Source organism: Actinophytocola glycyrrhizae (assembly GCF_042653545.1).
Classification (GTDB): Bacteria; Actinomycetota; Actinomycetes; order Mycobacteriales; family Pseudonocardiaceae; genus Actinophytocola; species Actinophytocola glycyrrhizae.
This window is the reverse complement of the sequence record NZ_JBHSIS010000007.1, coordinates 559025-583536: the sequence shown is the minus strand read 5'-3', so window position 1 is coordinate 583536 and position 24512 is coordinate 559025. Positions and strand designations below refer to the sequence as shown.

Sequence of the window (24512 nt, the reverse complement as noted above, 5' to 3'; positions counted from 1 at the left end):
CGCCTTTCAGGGCAGTCAAGCCACCCCGAGGCCTACGAGGCCTTGCGTTGCGACGAACGTCCGGCCAGGGCCCTCTTCACCAGGTCGTCCACGTCCAGGCTGTCCAGATCCTCGGCAGGTTCGGCCGACGGCTCCTCCACGGAGGACACCAGGCTCAGCAGAGCGTCGAGCACCCCGGCCTCCCGGAACCGGGAAACCGGCACGGAGGCAAGTGTCCGGCGCAACGCGTCCTCGTCGATCTCCGGGGCGGCGGCGTCCGGGTCCGGCAGCAGGGCGGCGAGCACGTGCCCGGCGAGCGCCTCCGGGTTCGGGTAGTCGAACACCAACGTGGCGGACAACGACAGGCCGGTCACCGTGTTGATCCGGTTCCGCAGCTCGACCGCGGTCAGCGAGTCGAAGCCCAGTTCCTTGAACGCCTGTCCCGGCGCGACGGCGGCCGCCGACCCGTGCGCGAGCACGGTGGCCACCTGGGCACGCACCAGGTCGAGCACCGCGGGCAGCCGCTCCTCGACCGGCAACCCGCCGAGCCTGCTGACCAGGGCAGCACCGTCCGACCGTCCCGCGCGCCGGGCGGGCACCCGCACCAGCCCGCGCAGCAGCGGCAGGTCGGTGCCGGAGCGCCGCAACCCGGCCGGGTCCAACTTCACCGGCACCGCGACCGCGGTGTCCAGCCCGCAGGCCGCGTCGAACAGTGCCAGGCCCTCCTCGGTGGACAGGGCACCGAACCCGTTGCGGTTGAGCCGTGCGAGGTCCGTCTCCGACAGCTCACCGGTCATGTCGCTGGCCTGGTCCCACAGGCCCCACGCGAGCGACAGCGCAGGCAGTCCCTGTGCCCGCCGGTGGTGCGCGAGCGAGTCCAGCACCGCGTTGGCCGCCGCGTAGTTCGCCTGCCCCGGTCCGCCGAGCACCCCGGCCACCGACGAGAACACCACGAACAACGACAGGTCGGTCGTCAGCTCGTGCAGGTGCACCGCCGCGTCGACCTTCGGGCGCATGACCCGGTCCACCCGCTCCGGGGTGAGCGCGTCGACGGTCCCGTCGTCGAGCACCCCGGCGGAGTGCACCACCCCGGTCAGCGGGTGCTCGGCCGGGATCGCGCCGATCACCTCGGCGAGAGCGGCCCGGTCGGTGACGTCACACGCCTTCACCGTCACGGTGGCGCCCAGCTCGGACAGCTCCGCCGTCAACGCCTCGACACCGGCCGCGGCCGGGCCACGCCTGCTCAGCAGCAGCAGGTGCCGCACGCCGCGTGCGGTCACCAGATGCCGGGCGACCAGGGCACCGAGCCCGCTGGTACCACCGGTGACCAGCACCGTGCCGTCGAGCGCGGCGGGCACGAATCCCGGCGTCGCGCGGACCAGCCGGGGCGTGAACACCTCGCCCGCCCGGATGGCGAGCTGGGTCTCCCCGGTGGCGACCGCGGCCGCGAGCACCTCCCTGGACTCCGGCAGGTCGTCGGTGTCGACGAGCACGAACCGGTCCGGGTGCTCGGACTGGGCGGTACGCACCAGACCCCACACCGCGGCGGCTGCCGGGTCGACATCGCCGTCCCCCACCGCGACCGCACCTTCGGTGACCAGCACCAGCGGCTCGGTCCGGCCCTCGGCCAGCCGGCCCTGCACCAGCGCGAGCGCCCGGTGCGCGACGTCCCGCGCCTCGGTGGCGATCGATCCGGAACCGGCGTCGATCTCCACCACGTTGTCCGGCAGCCGCACGGTCTCGCGGCGTTCGGCCCGCCGTTCGGCACGCAGCGCGCGCCGCTCGGAGCGGTCCCGACGGTCCCGCCGGTCCGACCGGTCCCGGCGGTCGCGCCGTTCGGCGCGCCGCTGCCGCCGCGCCCCGGTCTCGTCCGCAGGCAGCTCCGGCACCTCGACCGGCACCCAGTCCAGCGCGAACAGGTGCTGTCCTGCCGCCGACGGCGTCGCCGCGGCGAGCTGCTCCGGGGTGACCGGCCGGACCGCGAGCGATCCCACGGTCGCCACCGGCGCCCCGGCCTGGTCGGCGAGGTGGATGGCGTACGCGTCGTCACCGGCGGGGGTGATCCGGACCCGCAGCACGGCGGCGCCCGCCGCGGCCAACGTCACGTCGTGCCACGAGAAGGGCAGCGCCAGGCGCCGCTCGTCCCCGGTCGCCGCTGCGACGAGCGCGTGCAACGCGGAGTCCAGCAGCGCGGGGTGGATCCCGAACCGGGCCGCCCGCTCCGCCTGGGTCTCGTCGAGCGCGACCTCGGCGAACACCTCACGCCCGCGCCGCCACACCGACTGCAGCCCCTGGAACACCGGCCCGTACTCGAGCCCGAGGTCGGTCAGCGAGTCGTAGACACCGTCGACGGGCACCTCGGACGCACCCGGCGGCGGCCACTCGGTGAGCGGCACCTCGGCCGCCGTCACGTCCTCGGCGAGCGTGCCGGTGCCGTGCAACGTCCACGGGCCACCGTTCTCCGGTCGCGAGTGGACGGTCAGCGCCCGCTGCCCGGTCTCGGTCTCGGCGCCCACGGACACCTGGACCACCACCGCGTCGCGCTCCGGCAGGACCAGCGGCGCCTGCAGCGTCAGCTCCTCGATGCCGGCGCAGCCGGCACGACCGGCCGCGTGCAGCGCCATCTCGACCAGTGCCGTGCCCGGCACGAGCACGGTGCCGAGGACGGCGTGGTCGGCGAGCCACGGGTGGGTCTGCCGGGACAGCCTGCCGGTCAGCAGCAGCCCCGGTTCCCCTGCGACGTCCACGACGGCACCGAGCAGCGGGTGCCCGGCGGCACCGAGCCCGGCGGCGGACACGTCACCCGCACCGGTCCCCGGCATCAGCCAGAACGTGCGGTGCTGGAAGGCGTAGGTCGGCAACGGCACCCGCCTGGCGCCGGTGCCCGCGTAGAACGCGTCCCAGTCGACGGCGTCGGTGCGCACGGCGAGCACACCGAGCGCGGCGCCCAGTGTCCGGACCTCGTCCCGGTCCCTGCGCAGGGTCGGCGTGAACACACCCTCCGGCGTCACGTTCTGCCCCATGGCGGTGAGCACGCCGTCCGGCCCCAGCTCGACGAACGTCGTCACGCCCTGTTCGGTGAGCGCGGTCACGGCGTCGGCGAACCGGACCGTGCCACGCACGTGCTCGACCCAGTACTCGGGGTTCGTCGGGTCCGAGGAGACGATCGGGACGACGGGCTCGTGGTAGGTCACGCTCTGGGCGACCGCACGGAACTCCGCCAGCATGGGTTCCATCAGCGGCGAGTGGAACGCGTGCGACACCGAGAGCCGCTTGGTCTTGGCGAAACGGGCGGCGACGGCCTCGGCCTCGGCCTCCTCGCCGGAGACCACGACGGCGTTGGGCCCGTTGATCGCGGCGATCCCGACGCCGTCGGTGAGCAGGGGGGCCACCTCGTCCTCCGTCGCCTGGATCGCGATCATCGCGCCACCAGGCGGGAGGGCCTGCATCAGTCGTCCGCGCGCCGATACGAGGGCAGCCGCGTCCGCCAGCGACCAGACACCCGCGACGTGGGCGGCCGCCAGCTCACCGATCGAGTGCCCGGCGACGACGTCCGGCCGAACACCCCACGACGCCAGTAACCGAGCCAGCGCCACCTCGACCGCGAAGAGCGCCGGCTGCGTGTTCCCAGTCTCATCCAAACCCTCACCGGACGTGATCACCTCTCGTAACCCGGGACCGAAGTGCGCGCAGACCTCGTCGAACGCGGCGGCGAACGCGGGGTAGGCCGCGTACAGCCCCTGGCCCATCGCGATCCGCTGCGCGCCCTGGCCCGTGAACAGGAACGCGAGCCGCCCGCCCGCGGGGCCGACCGTGCCGGTGGCGACCTCCGCACCGTCGATCAGCACCGACCGGTGGTCGAACCTGGCCCGCGTGGTGGCCAGCGTGTAGCCGACGTCGAGCGGGTCGGCGTCCACATCGGACAGCCGGGCGACCTGGTCGCGCAGCGCGTCCTCGGTCTTCGCGGTCACGAGCCACGGCACGACCGGCAGCTCCGTGCGCGGCGCCTCGGGCACCGCCGGTGGTTCCTCGATGACGACGTGCGCGTTGGTGCCGCCGATGCCGAACGAGGAGATGCCCGCGCGGCGCGGGTGCCCGTTCGCCTGCCAGGGCACGGGTTCGGTCAGCAGCCGCACGGTGCCCGCGTCCCAGTCCACCTCGGGCGATGGCTCGTCGACGTTCCTGGTCGGGGGCAGCTCACCGTGCTGGAGCGCCAGCACCATCTTGATCACCCCGGCGGCACCGGCCGCGGCCTGCGTGTGCCCGAGGTTCGACTTGACCGAACCCAGCCACAGCGGCCGGTCCCGGTCCCGCCCGTAGGTGGCGATCAGGGCCTGCGCCTCGATCGGGTCGCCGAGCGGGGTGCCGGTGCCGTGCGCCTCGACCGCGTCCACATCGGACATGGTGAGCCCGGCGGCGGCGAGCGCGGCACCGATGACCCGCTGCTGCGACGGCCCGTTGGGCGCGGTCAGCCCGTTGGAGGCGCCGTCGGAGTTCACGGCGGACCCGCGGATCACCGCGAGCACGTGGTGCCCGTTGCGTTGCGCGTCGGACAGCCGCTCGACGGCGAGCACGCCGGAGCCCTCACCCCACGCGGTGCCGTCGGCACCGGCGGCGAACGACTTGATCTCCCCGTCGGCCGCGAGGCCGCGCTGCCGGGAGAACTCGACGAACGTCTCCGGCCCGGTCATCACGGTGACGCCACCGGCGAGCGCGAGGTCGCACTCACCCTTCCGCAGCGCCTGGACCGCCATGTGCAACGCCACCAGCGACGACGAGCACGCGGTGTCGATCGTGACGGACGGCCCCTCCAGCCCGAGCACGTAGGACAGCCGTCCACACAGGACGCTGCCGGCGATGCCGGTGACGAGGAACCCCTCGACCCCGGCCTGGCCCGCGTCGACGCCGCGGCCGTAGTCCTGCGCCATCATGCCTGCGAACACGCCGGTCCGGCTGCCGCGCAGCGACAGCGGGTCGATCCCGGCGCGTTCGAGCGCCTCCCACGCGGTTTCGAGGAGCAGCCGCTGCTGCGGGTCCATCGCGAGCGCCTCGCGCGGGCTGATGCCGAAGAACTCGGCGTCGAACTCGGCGGCCTCGTGCAGGAACCCGCCGCGCCGCACGTACGAGGTGCCCGACGACTCCGGGTCGGGGTCGTACAGCTTCGCGAGGTCCCAGCCGCGGTCGGCGGGGAACTCGGAGATCCCGGACTTCCCGCCCGCGATGAGGTCCCACAGGTCCTCGGGGGTGGCGACGCCGCCGGGGAGGCGGCAGCCCATGCCGACGATCGCGATCGGCTCGTCGGACACCGCGGTGGTCGTGGTGACGACCGCGGTGCTCGCGCCACCCGCCAGCTCGGCGAGCAGGTGGTCGACGAGCTTGTCCGGGTTCGGGTGGTCGAACACGAGTGTGGCGGGCAGCCGCAGGCCGGTGGCGGCGTTGAGGCGGTTGCGCAGCTCGACCGAGGTGAGCGAGTCGAAACCGAGGTCCTTGAACGCCTGGCTGGGCGCGATCGACTCGGGTGAGCCGTGCGCCAGCACTCCGGCGACGTGCCCGCGGACCGCGTCGAGGAGGATCGTCCGCTGCTCGGCCTCCGCGAGACCGGTGAGCTGTCGCACCAGCTCGCCCGTCGGCCCGCCCGCGCGGCGGGCCGGGGTGCGGACGAGCGAACGCAGGATCGGCGGGACCGTGCCGGTGGCCTTGGCGACCGCGGCCGGGTCGAGGTCGATCAGCACCTCCAGCGCACGCCCGGTGAGGGCGGCGTCGAACAGTGCCAGGCCGTCCTCGGTGGACAGCGCGCCGAAACCGTCCCGGCTCAGCCGGGCGCGGTCGGTGTCGCTCAGCTCGCCGGTCATGTCGCTGGCCGAGTCCCACAGGCCCCACGCCATCGAGACCGCGGGCAGCCCGGCGGCGCGCCGGTCGTGCGCGAGCGCGTCGAGCGCGCTGTTGGCGGCCGCGTAGTTGGCCTGGCCCGGCGTGCCGAGCACCCCGGCCGCGGACGAGAACACCGCGAACAGGGACAGGTTCCCGGTCAGCTCGTGCAGGTGGCGGGCCGCGGTGACCTTGGGTGCCAGCACCGCGTCGAGCCGTTCCGGCGTGAGCGCGGTGATGACGCCGTCGTCGAGGACCCCGGCCGCGTGCACGACGCCGACGAGGTCGGGAACGGATGACAGCAGCTTCGCGACCGACGCGCGCTTGGTGACGTCGCACGCGGCGACGCGCACCTCGGCACCCAGTTCGGTCAGCTCGGCGGCCAGTTCCTTGGCACCGTTCGCCTTCGTGCCCCGGCGGCTCACCAGCACGAGGCGGCGGACGTCGTGGGTGGTGACGAGGTGGCGGGCCAGCAGCGCGCCGAGGCCGCCGGTGCCGCCGGTGACCAGGACGGTGCCGTCGAGGGTGGGCGGTGCCGACGTGTCCTGCACGCGCACCAGGCGGGGCGCGTAGGTCTGCCCGTCGCGGACGGCGATCTGCGTCTCGCCGGAGGCCGCGACCGCCGACGCGAGGCTGTCGTCGCCGTCGAGGAGCACGAACCGGTCGGGGTGCTCGGACTGGGCGGACCTGACCAGGCCCCAGACGGCGGCCGCGTCGAGGTTGCCGATGCGTTCGGCCGGGGTGACCCCGACGGCGCCGGTGGTGACGAGCACGAGCCGTGCGTTCTCGGGGTGTTCGTCGGCGAGCCAGGACTGGATGGCGGCGAGCGCGTCGTGTGCGGTGGCGACCTGCTGGGCGGTGACGGCCACGTCGTCGACGGCGGCGAGTGCCACCGGGGTCCAGTCGACGCCGAACCTCGGGCGGTTCACCCTGATCTGGTCCCTGGTGACCGGCAGCAGTGACAGCCTGCCGACGGACGCGACCGGGGTCCCGGTGTTGTCGGCGGCTTCGATGCCGATGGCGTCGTCGCCCGCCGGGGTGATCCGGATGCGGAGCCTCGTCGCGCCGCGCGCGGCGAGGGTGACGGTGTGCCACCCGAACGGCAGGCGGGCCTGCTGCTCGGTGCTGCCTGCGAACAGGGCGTGCAGCGCGGCGTCGAGCAGGGCCGGGTGCAGCCCGAACTTCGCGGCGTCGGCGTGCTGTTCGTCGGCGAGCGCGACCTCGGCGAAGACCTCGGTGCCGCGTCGCCAGACCGACTGCAGCCCCTGGAAGACCGGCCCGTACTCGAGGCCGAGTTCCGCGGCCTTGTCGTAGACGTCGGTGGTGGACACGGGTTCCGCCCCGGCAGGTGGCCAGGCGGCCAGGTCCACTGTGGACGTGCGGGCGCCGGTGCCGAGGGTGCCGGTGGCGTGCTGGGTCCAGTCGCCGCCCTCGGGGCGGGAGTGGATCGCCACGGCCCGGTCGGCGCCGACCGTCACCTGGATGACGACGGCGCCGCCCTCGGGCAGGACCAGCGGCGCCTGGAGCGTCAGTTCCTCGACGACGTCGCAGCCGACGCGGTCACCGGCCTGCAGTGCCAGTTCGACGAGGGCGGTGCCGGGGACGAGGACGGTGCCCATGACGGCGTGGTCCGCGAGCCACGGGTGGGTCTGGGTGGAGAGGCGGCCGGTGAGGATGAGGCCGTCGCCGTCGGCGAGTGGCACGGCGGCGCCGAGCAGCGGGTGCCCGGCCGGGTCGATCCCGGCGGCGAGGACGTTCCCCGCGGTGGGGCGCAGCCAGTAGGACTCGCGCTGGAACGGGTAGGTGGGCAGGTCGACGTGCGCACCGCCGCCGAACAACGCGGTCCAGTCGACGTCGGCGCCGCGTGTCCACGCGGTGCCGACTGCGGCGACCACGGTCTGTGCCTCGTCGCGGTCCTTGCGCAGCGTGGGAACGAACGTGCCGTCCAAGCCCATCGCACTGAGCACCGCGTCCGGCCCGACCTCCACGAACGTGGCCACACCCTGCTCGGTCAACGCGGCCACGTTGTCGGCGAACCGGACCGTGCCACGGACGTGCCGCACCCAGTACTCGGGATCGGTCGGCTCGGCACCCACGATCTGGATCGTCGGCTCGTGGTAGGTCACGCTCTCCGCGACGGCCCGGAACTCGTCCAGCATCGGGTCCATCAGCGGCGAGTGGAACGCGTGCGACACCGTGAGCCGCTTGGTCTTGCGGTCCGCGAACCGCGCCGCAATGGCTTCCGCCGCCTCCGCGTCACCGGAGATCACGACCGACCGTGGCCCGTTGATCGCCGCGATCCCGACAGCGTGGGTCAGGTGCGGGGCGATCTCCTCCTCGGTCGCCTGAATCGCGATCATCGAGCCACCACGAGGAAGCGCCTGCATCAACCGTCCCCGCGCGGCCACGACCGTGCACGCGTCCTCCAGCGACCACACCCCGGCCACGTGCGCGGCCGCCAGCTCACCGATCGAATGCCCGGCCAGGTAGTCCGGCCTGACACCCCACGACTCCAGCAACCGGAACAACGCCACCTCGAACGCGAACAACGCGGGCTGCGTGTTACCCGTGTCGTCAAGCCCCTCACCAGAGGCGATCACGTCCCGAAGACCCGCGTCGAAATGCGACAGCACCTCGTCGAACACCGCCGCGAACACCGGGAACGACTCGTACAGCCGCTGCCCCATCCCGGCCCGCTGCGCACCCTGACCCGTGAACAGGAACGCCATGCGCCCGCCGACGGTGCCGGTGGCGACCTCGGCACCGTCGATCAGAACGGCGCGGTGGTCGAACCTGGCCCGCCGGGTGGCAAGGGTGTACCCGACGTCGGCCGGGTCACCGTCCACTCGCGACAGCCGGGTGACCTGCTCCCGCAGCGCGGTTTCGGTCCTGGCGGACACGATCCACGGCACGGCGGGCAGGCCGGTGCGCGACACCGGCTCCTGCGCCGGTGGTTCCTCGATGACGACGTGCGCGTTGGTGCCGCTGATGCCGAACGACGAGATGCCTGCGCGGCGCGGCTGCCCGCCCGCCTCCCACGCCACCGGCTCGGCCAGGAGACTGACCGAACCGGCGGTCCAGTCGACCTGGTGGGTCGGCTCGTCGACGTGCAGGGTCGCGGGCAGTCGACCGTGCCGCAACGCCATGACCATCTTGATCACGCTGGCGGCACCGGCGGCGGCCTGGGTGTGGCCGATGTTCGACTTGACCGAACCCAGCCACAGTGGACGGTCGCGTTCCCGGCCGTACGTGGCGATCAGGGCCTGCGCCTCGATCGGGTCGCCGAGCGCGGTGCCGGTGCCGTGTGCCTCCACGACGTCCACGTCGGACGTGCCGAGCCCGGCCTGCGCAAGCGCTTGCGTGATGACCCGCTGCTGCGACGGCCCGTTCGGCGCGGTCAGCCCGTTGGAGGCACCGTCCTGGTTCACGGCCGACCCGCGGACCACCGCGAGCACGGGGTGCCCGTTGCGTCGCGCGTCGGACAGCCGCTCCAGCACGATGATGCCCGCGCCCTCGCCCCACACCGTGCCGTCGGCACCGGAGCCGAACGCCTTGCACCGGCCGTCGGCGGCGAGGCCGCGCTGGCGGGAGAACTCGACGAACGTGTCGGGGCTCGCCATGACCGTGACGCCACCGGCGAGCGCGAGCGAGCACTCCCCTGACCGCAGTGCCTGCGCGGCCAGGTGCATGGCGACGAGCGACGACGAGCACGCGGTGTCGAGCGTGACCGCCGGGCCTTCCAGCCCGAGGGTGTAGGAGATCCGGCCCGACGCGACACTCGCGGCGATCCCGGTGCCCCAGAAGCCTTCCACCCCGTCGGGCAACCCGGCCAGGCTCGGCGCGTAGTCGCGGTACATGAGGCCGGTGAACACCCCGGTCCGGCTGCCGCGCAGCGTGTGCGGGTCGATCCCGGCGCGTTCGAGCGCCTCCCAGGTGGTTTCCAGCAGCAGCCGCTGCTGCGGGTCCATCGCGAGGGCCTCGCGGCGGCTGATGCCGAAGAACTCGGCGTCGAACAGGTCGGGCTTGTCGACGAACCCGCCGTGGCGGGCGTAGGTCTTGCCGAGCGCGTCGGGGTCGGAGTCGAACAGGTTCGCGAGGTCCCAGCCGCGGTCGGCGGGGAACTCGGACACCCCGGACCGGCCGGTGGCGACGAGGTCCCACAGTTCGTCCGGTGTGGACACCCCGCCGGGGAACCGGCAGCCCAGTCCGACGATCGCGATGGGTTCGTCGGTGCTGGCCACGACCGGCGCGGTCGCGGCCGCGAGCGGGCCGCCGGAGGGAGCCAGCTCGGCACGCAGGTGGTCGACGACCGCGAGCGGGCTCGGGTAGTCGAACACGAGCGTGGCGGGCAGCCTCAGCCCGGTCGCCGTGTTGAGCCGGTTGCGCAGCTCGACGGCGGTCAGCGAGTCGAAACCCAGTTCCTTGAACGCCTGCGCACCGGTGATCGCGTCGGACGAGCTGTGGCCGAGCACCGCGGCCACGTGCTCGCGCACGACGTCCAGCAGCAGCGCGCGCTGCTCTGGCTCACCCAGCCGCGCGAGGCGCTGCGCGAGCCCGTCACCACCGGCGGAGGCGGCGGCCCGCCGGGCCGGTGCGCGCACGAGGCCACGCAGCAGCGGCGGGATGTCGGCGCCGGACCTGCGCAGTCCGGCCAGGTCGAGCTTGACCGGCACGGTGAGCGCACGGTCCGCGCCGATGGCCGCGTCGAACAGCGCCAGACCGTCCTCAGCGGACAGCGCGCCGAAGCCGGCGCGGGACAGCCGCGCCAGGTCGGCGGCGTCGAGCTGGTCGCGCATCCCGCTGTCCCACAGGCCCCAGGCCATCGACACGGCGGGCAGCCCGGCGGCGCGGCGCTGCTGCGCGAGCGCGTCGAGCACGGCGTTCGCGGCGGCGTAGTTGGCCTGCCCCGCGCTGCCGAAGACCCCCGCCGCGGAGGAGAACAGCGCGAACAGCGACAGGCCGGAGGTGAGTTCGTGCAGGTTGACCGCCGCGTCCACCTTGGCGCGCAGCACGGTGGCGAGCCGTTCGGGGGTCAGCGTTTCGAGCACGCCGTCGTCGAGCACACCGGCCGCGTGCACGACACCCGTCAGGTCCGGGATCCCGGACAGCAGCGCGGCGAGCGCGTCCCGGTCGGCGACGTCGCACGCGGCGACCGTGACCGTGGCACCCAGTTCGGTGAGTTCGGCGGCCAGCTCGGTGGCGCCCTCGACAGCACCGCCGCGACGGCTGGCCAGCACGAGGCGCCGGACACCGTGTGCCGTCACGAGATGGCGGGCCAGCAGCCCACCGAGGCCACCGGTGCCGCCGGTGATCAGCACGGTGCCGGCCGGGTCGACCGTGCCGCCCTGGCTCGCGAGCCTGGCCAGGCGCGGCACGAACACCTCGCCGCCACGGACCACCGCCTGCGGCTCGCCCGCACCGAGCGCGAGCGGGACCGCCGACTCGTCCACGTCCACGTCCACGTCGACGAGGACGAACCGGTCCGGGTACTCCGTCTGGGCGGCACGCACGAGACCCCACACCGCGGCGGCGGCCACGTCCGTGACCGCGCCGCCGGGGTCGACAGCGCCGCGGGTGACGAGCACCGCCCGCTCGCCGGCCTCCTGGATCGTGGTGAGTGCCCAGGTCGCGGCTTCCAGCGCGGTGGCACCGGCCGGGGCGAGGGCCACGGCGGGCAGGTCCTCGGCCGGCCGCACGCCGGTGACGCGGACCCAGTCCAGCCCGTACAGGGAGTTCGTGGTGCCGGTGAGCTGTTCGGCGGACACGGGACGCAGCAGCAGCGACCCGATCGCCGCGATCGGCGCACCGGTGCCGTCGAGCACGGTCAGCGTGACGGTGTCCTGCCCGGCGGGTCCGATGTGGACGCGGGCGGTGGTGGCGCCGGTCGCGGTGAGCGACACGTCGGTCCAGCTGAACGGCAGCGTGCCATCGCCGTCGACGAAGTCGCCGAGCGCGATGGCGTGCAGTGCCGCGTCGAGCAGCGCCGGGTGCACGCCGAACCGGTCGGCGTCGGCGCGGGCCTGCTCCGGCAGCTCGACCTCGGCGTACACCTGGTCGCCGGACCGCCACGCGGCCCGCAGTCCCTGGAACACCGGGCCGTAGTCGTAGCCGGACCCGGCCAGCGTCTCGTAGAACGTCGACAGGTCGACGGGTTCCGCCCCGGCCGGTGGCCACGCGGTGCCGGGCCGCGCGACCGCGACGGGGGTGGCCGACAGGGTGCCGGTGGCGTGCCGGGTCCACTCGGTGTCCTCGCCGAGCTCACTGTCGGGCTGGGAGTGGATGGAGACCGCGCGCCTGCCGGTGTCGTCGGCGGGCGACACGATCACGTGCAGCCGCACCGCGCCCTGTTCCGGCAGCAGCAGCGGGCTTTCCATGGTCAGGTCGTCGAGGTGCTCACAGCCCGCCTCGAGCCCGGCCCGCAGCGCCAGCTCGACGAACGCGGTCCCCGGCACGAGCACGGTGCCGCGGACGGCGTGGTCGGCGAGCCACGCCTGCGAGTGCCGCGACAGGCGGCCGGTCATGGCGGTCCCGTCGCCGTTGGCGAGCGTGATGACGGCGCCGAGCAGCGGGTGGCGGGCGGGGTTGAGCCCGGCGGAGCTGACGTCGCTGCCGGTGGCGGGGACGAGCCAGTAGTTCTTGTGCTGGAAGGCGTAGGTGGGCAGCTCGACCTGCCTGCCACCCGGGAGCAGCGCGGTCCAGTCGACGTCGGCGCCGCGTGTCCACGCCGTGCCGACTGCGGCGACCACGGTCTGTGCCTCGTCGCGGTCCTTGCGCACCGTGGGAACGAACGTGCCGTCCAAGCCCATCGCACTGAGCACCGCGTCCGGGCCGACCTCCACGAACGTGGCCACACCCTGCTCGGTCAACGTCGACACGTTGTCGGCGAACCGGACCGTGCCACGCACGTGCCGCACCCAGTACTCCGGGTCCGTCCGCTCAGCACCCACGATCGGAATCGTCGGCTCGTGATAGGTCACACCCGACGCGACCGCACGGAACTCGTCCAGCATCGGATCCATCAGCGGCGAGTGGAACGCATGCGACACCGACAACCGCTTGGTCTTGCGGTCCGCGAACACCGCGGCAACCGCCTCGGCCGCCGCTTCCTCACCCGAGATCACCACCGACCGCGGCCCGTTGATCGCCGCGATCCCGACAGCGTCGGTCAGGTGCGGAGTGACCTCCTCCTCGGTCGCCTGAATCGCGATCATCGCGCCACCACACGGAAGCGCCTGCATCAACCGACCACGCGCGGACACCACCCTGCACGCGTCCGCAAGCGACCACACCCCAGCGACATGCGCCGCCGCCAACTCACCGATCGAATGCCCAGCCAGGTAGTCGGGCTTCACACCCCACGACTCCAGCAACCGGAACAACGCCACCTCGAACGCGAACAACGCGGGCTGCGTGTTCCCGGTCTCGTCGAGACCCTCACCAGAGGCGATCACGTCCCGAAGACCCGCGTCGAAATGCGACAGCACCTCGTCGAACGCCGCCGCGAACACCGGGAACGACTCGTACAGCCGCTGCCCCATCCCGGCCCGCTGCGCACCCTGACCGGTGAACAACACGGCCAGTTTGCCCGGCACCACGGCACCCGCGGCGACCTCGGCACCGTCCACCAGCACGGCCCGGTGGTCGAACCGTGCCCGTGTCGTCGCCAGCGAGAACCCGACGTCCACCGGTGACGCGGCCACCCCGGACAGCCGCGCGACCTGGTCCCGCAGCGCGTCCTCGGTCTTCGCCGACAGCACCCACGGCACGACCGGCGGCGCGACGGCCTCCTCGATCACCTCGAGGGCGGGGGCCTCCTCGATGACCACGTGCGCGTTCGTGCCGCTGATCCCGAACGACGACACCCCGGCCCGTCGCGGCGCGTCCCCGGTGGGCCAGGGCCGCGGCTCGGTCAGCAGCCGCACCGCCCCGGAGTCCCAGTCGATCCGCGAGCTCGGCGCGTCGACGTTCAGCGTCGGCGGCAGCTGTCCGTGCCGCATCGCCAGCACGAGCTTCATCACCCCGGCCGCACCGGCCGCGGCCTGCGTGTGCCCGAGGTTCGACTTGACCGAACCGAGCCACAGTGGACGGTCGGCCGGCCTGCCCTGCCCGTAGGTCTGGAGGAGGGCACCCGCCTCGATCGGGTCACCGAGCCGGGTGCCGGTGCCGTGCGCCTCCACGACGTCCACCTCGGACGCCGCGAGCCCGGCCGCCGCAAGCGCTTGCGTGATCACCCTGCGCTGTGCGGGCCCGTTCGGGGCGGTCAGCCCGTTCGACGCGCCGTCCTGGTTCACCGCCGACCCGCGCACCACCGCCAGCACCGGGTGCCCGAGCCGAAGCGCGTCCGACAGCCGCTCGACGGCGAGCACCGCGGCGCCCTCGCCCCAGCCGGTGCCGTCCGCTGCCTCGGCGAAGGACTTGCACGTCCCGTCCGCGGACAGCCCGCCCTGACGGGAGAACTCGACGAACGTGTCCGGCTTGGCCATCACGGTCGCGCCGCCGGCCAGCGCCAGGTCGCACTCGCCGTTCCGCAGCGCCTGCACCGCCAGGTGCAGCGCGACGAGCGACGACGAGCACGCCGTGTCCAGCGTGACCGCGGGCCCTTCCAGACCGAGCAGGTAGGCGATCCGTCCCGACGCGACACTCGCTGCCGTGCCGGTGCCCCAGAAGCCTTCCGTGCCATCGGGCAGCTCGGCGAGCGAGGGCAGGTAGTCGTGGCACATGACGCCGACGAACACCCCGGTCTTGCTGCCGTGCAGGGCGACCGGGTCGATGCCGCCGCGCTCGAGCGCCTCCCAGGACGTCTCCAGCAGCAGCCGCTGCTGGGGGTCCATGGTCGCCGCCTCGCGCGGGCTGATCCCGAAGAACTCCGCGTCGAAGCGCCCCGCGTCGTGCAGGAAACCGCCGTGGCGGGTGTAGGTCTTGCCTGCCGCCTCCGGGTCCGGGTCGTACAGCCCGTCGGTGTCCCAGCCGCGGTCGGCCGGGAACTCCGTGACCCCCGACCGGCCGGCCGACACCAGCTCCCACAGTTCGTCCGGTGTGGACACCCCGCCGGGGAACCGGCAGCCCATGCCGACGATCGCGATGGGCTCGCGGGCCTTGTCCTCGACCTCGGTCAGGCGGCGGCGGGCCTCACGCAGCTCGGCCGTCGCCCTTTTGAGGTAGGCCAGGTACTTCTCTTCGTCCGCCACTGCGGTCTCCTCGATCGGGGTGCTCAGCCGGGATCAGCGGGGGTCGGTCCGGGTGCCGCTCTCGACGGACTGCACGGCGATCAGCTCCGCCGTGAGGTCCCGCAGCGCGAGCCGCGCGGGCTTGCCTGCCCGCACCCGGGGCAGCTCGGCCACCCGGTACAGCTTGACCGGCGTCTTCGCGGGCGACAGCGCACGGCACGCCGCGAAGACCGCGGCCGGGTCGACCCCGTCCGGCCCGGTCTGCAGGTAGGCGACCGGCACCTCGCCGAGCGCCTCGTCCAGCTCACCGACGACCACGGCCGCGGCGACCCCGTCGACGCCGAGCAGCACGTGCTCGATCTCGCGCGGGTTGACCGGTTCGGCGCCACGCGTGATCAGCTCGGCCACCCGGCCGGTGATCGTCAGGTAGCCGTGCGCGTCGCGGGTGGCCAGGTCACCGGTGTGGAACCAGCCGTCGATGATCGCGGCGGCCTGGTTGTGGTAGCCGCCCGCGGTCACGTTCGGGCCGCTGACCCACAGCTCGCCCTCCTGCCCGACACCGGCGTCCTTGCCGGTCCGCTGGTCGATGACCCGCACGTTGACGCCCGGGATGGGCAGCCCGCACGCGGCGTCGACCCTGCTGTCCGCCGGCCAGGTCACCGCGACCGGGCCGGTGGTCTCCGTGGTCATGTAGCTGTCGAGCAGCCCGCGGCCGAACCGCTCCTCGAACCGGGTCCGCAGCGCGGTCACCGAGGAGGCGCCCGCGACGAGCGCGATGCGCAGGTCGGGCAGGTCGACGTCGAGGTTCTCGGCGGCCCACAGCAGGTCCTGGTAGGTGCTGGGGATACCGGCGACGAACGTGATCCGCTGCGCGGCGAGGTCGGCCAGCAGCGCGGTCTTGTTCGCCATCAGGTCGGACAGGTCCTCGGCCGCGGTCGGGGCGAGCCACCCGGTGGCGCCGGTGGCGACCACGCCGATCACCGCGACCTGCTGGGTGATGCCGTGCGCGAGCGGGAGCGGGCAGGCGACCCGGTCGTCCGGGCCGAGCCCCAGGATCGGCGCGTAGCAGGCGGCGATCGCCCACATCACGTTGCGCTGGCTGAACAGCACGGCACGCGGGGCGCCGGTGACACCCGCCGTGTAGGTCAGGAACGACAGGTCGTCGAGGTCGAGGTCGCCCTCCGCGGGGGACTCCGGCTCGATCTCGGCCAGCTCGGAGAACAGCGGGTACAGCGGCAGCTCGTCGTCCAGCTCCTCGCCCTCGCGGTCGACGAGCACGATGGTCAGGTTCGGGAAGTCGTGCCGCATCCGGTGCACCTGGACCGCGTGCGCGGAGTCGGTGAACACGGTCGTGGCGCGGCTGTCGGCGAGCAGCGCCGCGAGCTCGCCGTCCTCGAGTCCGATGTGGATCGGTGCGCTGATCGCGCCTGCGCGCAGCACCGCGAGGTGGCTCTCCACCGCCTCGACGCAGTTGTCCACCAACAGCAGCGCCCGGTCGGACTGCCGCACACCCATGTCGGCGAGGTGCCCGGCGACCCGCGCCGTGCGGCGGTCCAGGTCGGCCCACGTCACGCTCCGGCCGGGGTCGGCGAACGCCGTCTTGTCCCCGGAGCGGGTGGCGTGTTCGCGCAGCAGCTCGGTCAGCGGCCGGATCAGGTCGGTTCTCAACATGGCAGTCCCCTAGGAGATGGTGACCGGCAGCGTCAGCGGCAGCCGGATGAGCGTGGACTCGCGCCACTTGATGTCCTCCGCCGGCACGGCGAGCTTCATGCCGGGGAATCGCCTGAACAGCTCCTGGAGCGCGATGCCGTTCTCGATGCGGGCCAGTTCCGCGCCGGGGCAGGCGTGCGGGCCGCGGCCGAACACCAGGTGCTTGTTCTCGCTCCGGTCGAAGTCCAGCTCGTTGGCGTTGGGGAACCTGTCCGGGTCGCGGTCGGCGGCGCCGATGGACAGGAACACGGTGTCGCCCGCCGAGATCTTCTGCCCGCCGATCTCCAGGTCCTCCCGTGCGAAGCGGCGGAACCCGCGCTGCGTCGGGCTGTACATGCGGAACATCTCTTCCATCAGCTTGTGCAGCTCGTCCTCGTCGGCGGTCGCGAGGCGCGCGGCGTAGTCGGGCCGCGCCATCAGCTCCAGCGTGCTGCACGACAGCATGCCCATCGTGCTGTCGTAGCCCGCGGCGAACATGATCAGCGCCATGTGCGACAGGTCCTCGGGCGGCAGCAGGTTCCCGTCGTCGTCGGTCACCTGGGCCCACGTGGTGAGCAGGTCGTCCTTGGGGTTGGTCCGCCGCTCGACCAGTGCGCGGGCCATCGCGGCACCGATGCCCTGCGGGTTCACGAGCTGCCCGGAGAAGACCAGCTCACCCCACTCGCGGACGTGCACCCGCTCCTCCTCCGGCATGCCGACGAGGTCGCAGATGACGGTGATCGGCAGCGGCGCGCAGAACGTGTCCATCAGGTCGACGACACCGCCGCCGGAGCCCTTGGCCTCGATGTCGTCGAGCAGCCCGGCGACCAGCTCGTGGATCTTCGGCTTCAGCAGCCGCATCCGCCGGGGCACGAAGCCGAAGTTCACCAGGCGCCGGGACTTCGTGTGCTCCGGCGGGTCCTCCATGACCAGGCGCGACTGCGGCAGCCCCTCCGGCGGGAGGTTGTTGGTGTAGTCGTCGTTCGCGTACTTGCGGTGCCTGGCAAGGCGCTGGTCGCGCAACGCGTCGTAGACCTCGGTGTAGCCGGTCACCAGCCACACCGGGATGCCGTCGGGCAGGCACACGCGGTGCACGGGCCCCTGCTCGTGGAACTTCGCGTACTTGTCGAACGGTGCGTGCCAGTACTCCTCGTCGAACGGCATGTCGTGGCCGTGCATGGGGCACTTGTCCGCCATTGTTCTTTCCTCCGAGTTGGTTCAGTCCGCCACCGGAACGGACTCCAGCCGCGCGGCGGGAGCGGCGCCCTTGGCAGCGGACGTCGTCAGCCCGATGACGGCGACGACGATGGCGATCACTGTCAGGATCAGACAGAACGTGAACACGTGCAGGTAGGACGACACGGTGCGCGCCCCGTCGGCGTCCGTGCCGGACTGCAGGATGGTGGCCACGGCGGCGGCGCCGAGCGCACCACCGATCTGGCGGGCGGTGTTGTTGAGCGCGCTGACGCTGGCGAACTTCGTGGCGGGCGCGGACTCCGCGGCAGCGGACATCGTGGCCATCATGGTGGCGCCGATGCCGAACCCGACGAACACGCTGGCAGGCAACCAGATCGTGAGGAACGCGCTCTGGTCGGTGAGGAAGAACAGCAGCAGCGCAGGCACGGCGGCGTGCGCGGCCATTCCGAGGACGGCTGCGAAACGCGGCCCACCGAAGCGGCCCATGACCTTCCCCATCACCACGGCGCCTGCCGCGGCGACCACGGCCCCGACGGTCTGGGCGAGCCCCGCCTCCAGCTCGCTGTAGCGCCAGATGTCGGTGAGGAACAGCACGGAACCGAGCAGCCACGCGTACATCACGGTGCCGTACAGGAGCGCGACGACGTTGGCCGCGGTGAACATCCGGTTGCCCCGGAACAACGAGAACTCGAAGGCGGGCGAGGAATGCCGGACCGACCGCAGCACCGCGAGCACGAGGCACAGCACCCCACCGACAAGGCAGGCAAGTGTCCGCGCCGACCCCCACTCCCAGGTGGTGCCGTTGGTGACACCGAGGGTGAGCCCACCGATCCCGCACGCGAGCAGGACCGTGCCCGCCAGGTCGGGCAGCCCGCCGGTGGCCGGCGCGGTCCGCAACACCCGGACACCCGCGATCACCAACGCGGCCCCGACCGGGATGTTGATGAGGAACACGGCGTGCCAGCTGAACGCCTCGACGAGCAACCCACCGAGCCCCGGCCCGATCGCGGCGGCCACCCCGCCCGCGGCACTGAGCAACGAGATCGACATGACCCGCCGCTGCGGGGACGTGTCCATGAGCAGCACGGAAAGCGAGGCGGGCACCATGACCGCGGCACCGGCACCCTGCAGCGCTCTGGCCGCGACGAGGAGCGGCAGGGACGGCGACAACGCGCACAACAACGACGCGAACGTGAACAACACGATCCCGCCGAGGAAGATCCGCTTGCGCCCCAACGTGTCCGCGATCCGCCCGCAGGGCGCGAGCAACGCGGCGAACAGCACGGCGTAGGCGCTCATGACCCAGGAGAGGTCCGGCAACGAGGCCGAGGACCACTCCCGCTGCAACGCGGGCATGGCGAGCATGGTGACCGTGGAGTCCAGCATCGCGAGGAAGTTCGCGCCGGACGCGGTCAGCACCACTGCCCAGTAGGAGGGCAGAGCACGCTCAGTGGACATGGAGTTCCCACCCGTCTGCCGTGGTCGCAATGGGGCCAGTATGCCGAGAGGGGGTATGCGGCGGGTCGCCCTTCGCCAACCGCACAACCACCGCCGGGTAACCGCCCGGCCGCCGCGCGGGCAGCTCCCGCCGAACCGCGCGGGCCTGCTGCCCCGCAGCGCCCCCCGGGCGCTGCGCACCCGGGCCTTGGTGCTGCATGACCATTGTTGTGAGAGTGCGGATAGGGACACTGGACGTCCCTATCCGCACTCTCACAACTCGCCACCGCCCCGAAAGCGTCGTCCGGGACACACCGAACCCGCGCCCACACGCAGCGTGCGGCACGGCACGCACCCACAGGCCCAGCCCAGCGCCGTGAAAGGCGCGTTCACGGCACAACGAGTGCTGTGAAAGGCGCATTCACGGCGCCCAGCGCCGTCAATGCGCCTTTCACGGCACCGCCAACGCCGTCAACGCGCCTTTCACAGCACCAAAACCAGGGCTCGCAGCGCCCGCCCCGCAAAGCGGGTCCCGCAAAGCGGAAACCCGCCCGCGCAGCGGACCAGCAACCCCGCGCAACCCCGATGGTGGCGTAAGCCCACCCAAGAGGGGCTCCCTGCCATCCCGTCGACCTGGCAACGCCCGATCACACCGCGTCAAGGGGGCACCCCGAGCCCGACCCAGCACAACGCCAGACCGCCCCCTTGACGCGGTGTGATAGCCCCTGGGAGGTCGACGGGATGGCAGGCAGACCCGAACCCAACCGCCACCGACATGCCCCCGCCACCCCCGAGACCTGCCCGTCCGGCGAGGACAAACCCACCAGGCCAACCGCAGAGACACAAACCCACCAGACAGGAATCAGGACAGGTACACCGGCAGCGACCGGGGCACGCGGATGAACGTCGACTCGCGCCATTCCAGTTCCTCCTCCGGCACGGCGAGCCGGATGTCGGGGAACCGGGAGAAGAGGGCGTGCAGACCGATCCGGATCTCCATGCGCGCCAGCTCCGAGCCGGGGCACACGTGCGGCCCGCGGCCGAAGGCGATGTGCTGGTGTGGCGGGCGGTTGAAGTCCATGACGTCGGGGTCCGGGAACTGCTTGGGGTCCCGGTCCGCCGCGCTGACGTAGAGCATGACGGTGTCGCCCGCGCCGATCCGGTGCCCGGCGATCTCCACCTCTTCCCGAGCGAACCTGCGGAAGCCGCGGTGTACGGAACCGTTGCGCCGCAACAGCTCCTCGACCGCCGCGGGCACCAGGTCGGGTTTGGCGACGAACTCGGCGGTGTGCTCGGGGTGGTTCATCAGGTCGATGGCCGACGCGGCGAGTGCGCCCAGCGTGCTGTCGAACCCACCGGTGTAGATGCTGAGGATCAGCAGCATCACCTGCTCGGCCGGGATGACCTCGCCGTTCATGTCGGTCGCCTGTGCCCAGACCGAGATCAGGTCGTCCCTCGGCTCCTCCGTGCGTTCCGCGATCAGGCCGCGCAACAGGTTCGCGAAGCCGACCTTGGCCTCGTAGTTCACCTCGTCGACACGGCCGAAGATGTCGTCGGTCCAGCGCCGGACGTCGTCCCACGACTCCTTGGGCACCCCGAGCATCTCGCTGACCATGACGATCGGCAGTGGGGCGCAGAACAGCCCGGCCAGGTCGACGGCCTTCCCGTCGGCACCCGCCGCCGCGAGGTCGTCGAGCAGGCCGGCCACGAGTGCGTCGATCTTCTCGCGCATCTGCGCCACCCGCTTGGGCATGAACGCGAAGTTGACCAGCCTGCGCGTGTGGCCGTGCTCAGGCTGGTCCTCCATCACCAGCGGCGCGACCGGAACGCCCTCCGGTGGCACGTCGTTGGTGTAGTCCTCGTTCGCGAACTCGCGCCGGCGCGCCAGGCGCTGGTCCCTCAGCCATTCGCGGACCTCCTCGTACGAGGTCACCGCCCACACCGGAATGCCGTCCGGCAGACAGAACCGGTGCACCGGCCCGGCCTCGTTGAGCCGCGCGTAGGTGGCGTAGGGGTTGGTGAAGTACGCGTCGTCCAGCGGCTGCTCGAGTCCGTGCAGCGGGCATTTCCCGGTCATGTGTTCTCCTTGGGAACCGGCGGAACCGGCGGAACCGCGGCCAGATGAGCAGACTCTGCCCGGTTCGGGTATTCCGCCGGTAACGTCAGGAGAACCCGGGACGCGACCTCAGGCGGGCACCGAGGTCCGCTCGCGAAGCACCTCGGCCTGGCCGGTACGGCCCAGCACTCCCCGCAGGACCAGGTACAGCGGCACCGCGACCGGCGAGAACATGATGGTCAGCACCAACAGCGGGCCCATCACCAGCGGGTGGATGCCACGATCCCGGCTGTCCTGGTACATCCAGCGGCCGATGAACAGGTCCCAGGCGATGATCTGCGCCCACACGGCGGTCAGCGCGGCCGGGTCGGCCATCAGTTCCTGCCATCCGGCGAGGGTCGGCTTGGCGACGGCGGGCAGCAGGTCGGCGAGGTTGGGCAGCGCGAAGACGAACCAGAACACCAGCGGTGGGGTGACCGACCACGGCGAGGACATGATCCGCCTGGTCCACCCCCACGCCGGCGCGAGGATCATCATCGCCCAGAACGGCGCGGCGGCAACGAAGACGAGCGTGAACGCGATGGACATCAGACCAGGGCCTCCTCGGGAACGGACGGCCGCACCGGCACGCTCTTGCGTGCGCGGAGCGCCCACGTGGCTGCGACCATGGTCCCTGCCACCAGTACACCGAACACCCCAATGGTCAGTAAGTCCGGGCTGGTCAACGGCTGGCGCCGCAGCGCCTGCCACGCGGTCAGCGCGAGCAGGCCCGTGCACAGGCCACCGAACGTCCAGACGAGACGAACGCGCACGAGCTCGTCGCGCAGCCGGGGCGCACCCGCGGCGAGGAAGCCGAGCGCCACCACGAACAGCGGCATGAGCTGCAGACCGTGGACGCCGATGAAGTGCGGCACCCGCAGGTCACCGCCGGTCGTGCTCCAGCCGGTCACCGGCATGCTCGGCCCGCCGTCGTGCACCCCGACACTGTGCGAGCCGATGATCTTCATCGGGCGGTTGGCGCGTTGTTCCTCGGTGCCCCACGTCATCAGGAACGCGACGGTCATCCCCGCGATCGTGATGAGCGCACCGAGCCGCAGCGCGAGCAGCGCCGGGCGGTCGACGTGCTTCTCCCGCATCAGCAGGATCGTGCCGACGAGATTCACCACCCACAGCACCGCGATGCTCGACGCCATGACCGTCCACATGGCGGTGTCGAACGGGGTGGCGACGTTGAAGTGGCTGCGGTGACCGCGGATCGTCTGCAGGAACACGACCGCCACTTCCAGCGCGCACGCGACGGCGGCGAAGGTGCCGAGGTGCCAGCCCAGCCGCACGTGCCGTCGCTGGAGCGAGTGCATCCACGCCCACGTCGCGGCGTACAGCCCGAACGAGAACGCGAACTTGCACGGCTTGGCCCAGATCGGCGCGCCGACCAGCATCCGGTCGTCGACCACCAGGCCGATCGCGGCGATCACCGTCACCGCCGCGGCGAACGTGGCGAACCACATCAGCGGCCTGTGCCAGCCGAACGCACTGCGGACCAGCCCGGACACGGTACCCATCAGGATCCTCCTGCGCACCAGATAGCAATACTATCTGCTATCCATACTGATAGACTGCGGCGCGCCGGTCAAGAAGTGGAGCCGCCATGCGCGTCAAGGAGCTGAGCAGCCGCAGCGGCGTTTCGGTGCCCACGATCAAGTACTACCTGCGCGAGGGCCTGCTGCCCGCCGGCGAGCTGGTCAGCAGGAACCAGGCGATCTACAGCGATGCCCACCTGCGCAGACTGCGGCTCATCCGCGCGCTGATCGACATCGGCGGGCTGACGATCGCCGCCGTCCGCGACGTGCTGGCGGCCGCCGACACACCGGACGAGACCGTTCGCAGGATCCTCTACACCGCGCAGGAGAGCATCAGCGCCCAACCCGACCTGCCGCGCGACGAGGCGTGGGCGGAGGCGGAACGCAACCTCGCCGACCTGGTCGAACGGCGCGGCTGGCGGGTCAACCCCGACAGCAGGGCGTGGCAGACGGTGGTGGCCGTCCTCGTGAGCGCGCGGCAGCTCGAACACGGCGTGTGGACGCGCAAGCTGGACGTGTACGCCGAGGCGTGCGAGCGGCTCGCGTCCGCCGACCTGGACTACGTCGCCGGGATCGCGGACGTGGACGCGATGCTGGAGGGCGTGGTGGTGGGCACGGTACTCGGCGACACACTGGTCACCGCGCTGCGCAGGCTCGCGCACCAGAGCGAGTCGGCCCGACGGCTCGGCGACGACGCACCCGGGGCCGATGCCTGAACGCCGTCATTTCCGCGACGGTGCGGACACCGACCTGGTGTGTGCGCGGATTTTACCGAGAATGTCCGGCACGACGTCGTTGAGATAGAAATGCCCGCCCGGAAAAACCGAGAGCTCGAATTCGGCTTCGGTGTGTTCCCGCCACGCGTCGGCTTCCTCGACGGTCACTTTCGGATCACGGTCGCCGGTGAACGCGAAAACGGGGCAGCTCAGCTTCGGGCCGGGTCGGTGGGTGTAGGTCTCCGCGGCCGTGTAGTCGCCCCGGATGGCGGGCATGACCATGGCCAGGACGTCCTCGTCGGCCAGCAGCGCCGTCTCGGTCCCACCCAGCTCCTTCATGGCGGCGAGCAGGCCGGCGTCGTCCCGCAGGTGGGTGCGTTCGAGACGGGTCCGATGTGGGGCCGGACGGCCGGATGCGAACAGGGCGGTCGGTATGACACCGGACTGCTCCAAACGGCGGGCGACCTCATAGCCCAGTGTCGCACCGAGACTGTGGCCGAAGATCGTGATCGGCCGGTCGGTCAGCGGTGCGATCGCCGCCGTCAGCCCGTCGGCGAGGTCGTGGATCGAGCGCAGGCACGGCTCCCGCAGCCGGTCCTGGCGGCCGGGGTACTGCACGGCCAGCACGTCGATCTCGGGCGCGAGTGCCTTCGAAACGCCGAAGAAGTAGCTGGCCGAGCCGCCCGCGTGCGACAGGCACAGCAGCTGGGTCGCGGCGTCGTCCGCCGGGTGGAACCGTCGCACCCACAGGTCGACGTCGGTCATCTCGCTCACCTCGTGAGTTGGTTTTCGCAGGTCAAGGGGTGTGTGCCAACAGGACAAA

Annotated in this window: 9 protein-coding genes; 1 reads left to right on the top strand and 8 read right to left on the bottom strand. The window is 72.3% G+C overall.

What is annotated here, in order from left to right:
* Nucleotides 1-32: 32 nt before the first annotated feature.
* From ACFPCV_RS18440 to ACFPCV_RS18410, 7 genes are all read right to left on the bottom strand, one after another.
* A complete protein-coding gene (locus ACFPCV_RS18440) occupies nt 33-15035 on the bottom strand; it encodes an SDR family NAD(P)-dependent oxidoreductase (RefSeq protein WP_465251565.1) in 15003 nt (5000 codons plus the stop codon).
* Nucleotides 15036-15068: 33 nt separating this feature from the next.
* Nucleotides 15069-16685, bottom strand: coding sequence for a class I adenylate-forming enzyme family protein (locus ACFPCV_RS18435; protein ID WP_378057440.1), 1617 nt, complete (start codon nt 16683-16685; stop codon nt 15069-15071).
* Between the two features lie 9 nt (nt 16686-16694).
* A complete protein-coding gene (locus tag ACFPCV_RS18430; protein WP_378057439.1) occupies nt 16695-17900 on the bottom strand; it encodes a cytochrome P450 in 1206 nt (401 codons plus the stop codon).
* 21 nt (nt 17901-17921) lie between these two features.
* Complete coding sequence (locus ACFPCV_RS18425) at nt 17922-19358, bottom strand: MFS transporter (RefSeq protein ID WP_378057438.1); 1437 nt, start codon at nt 19356-19358, stop codon at nt 17922-17924.
* Nucleotides 19359-20199: 841 nt separating this feature from the next.
* Nucleotides 20200-21414 (bottom strand): cytochrome P450, encoded by a 1215-nt coding sequence (locus ACFPCV_RS18420; protein ID WP_378057437.1) that lies wholly within the window; start codon nt 21412-21414, stop codon nt 20200-20202.
* 108 nt (nt 21415-21522) lie between these two features.
* Nucleotides 21523-21981, bottom strand: coding sequence for an ABA4-like family protein (locus ACFPCV_RS18415; protein ID WP_378057436.1), 459 nt, complete (start codon nt 21979-21981; stop codon nt 21523-21525).
* On the bottom strand, nt 21981-22955 hold the full coding sequence (locus tag ACFPCV_RS18410) for a hypothetical protein (RefSeq protein WP_378057435.1): 975 nt from the start codon (nt 22953-22955) through the stop codon (nt 21981-21983). Before ACFPCV_RS18410 ends, ACFPCV_RS18415 begins: the two co-directional genes overlap by 1 nt.
* 86 nt (nt 22956-23041) lie before the next feature.
* Between ACFPCV_RS18410 and ACFPCV_RS18405 the strand changes: the two genes are divergently transcribed.
* Nucleotides 23042-23689: a MerR family transcriptional regulator gene (locus ACFPCV_RS18405; RefSeq protein ID WP_378057434.1), complete on the top strand. Its 648-nt coding sequence runs from the start codon at nt 23042-23044 to the stop codon at nt 23687-23689.
* 6 nt (nt 23690-23695) lie between these two features.
* Here the strand turns inward: ACFPCV_RS18405 and ACFPCV_RS18400 are convergent, their stop codons facing one another.
* Nucleotides 23696-24454: a thioesterase II family protein gene (locus ACFPCV_RS18400; protein ID WP_378057433.1), complete on the bottom strand. Its 759-nt coding sequence runs from the start codon at nt 24452-24454 to the stop codon at nt 23696-23698.
* Between the last annotated feature and the right edge of the window lie 58 nt (nt 24455-24512).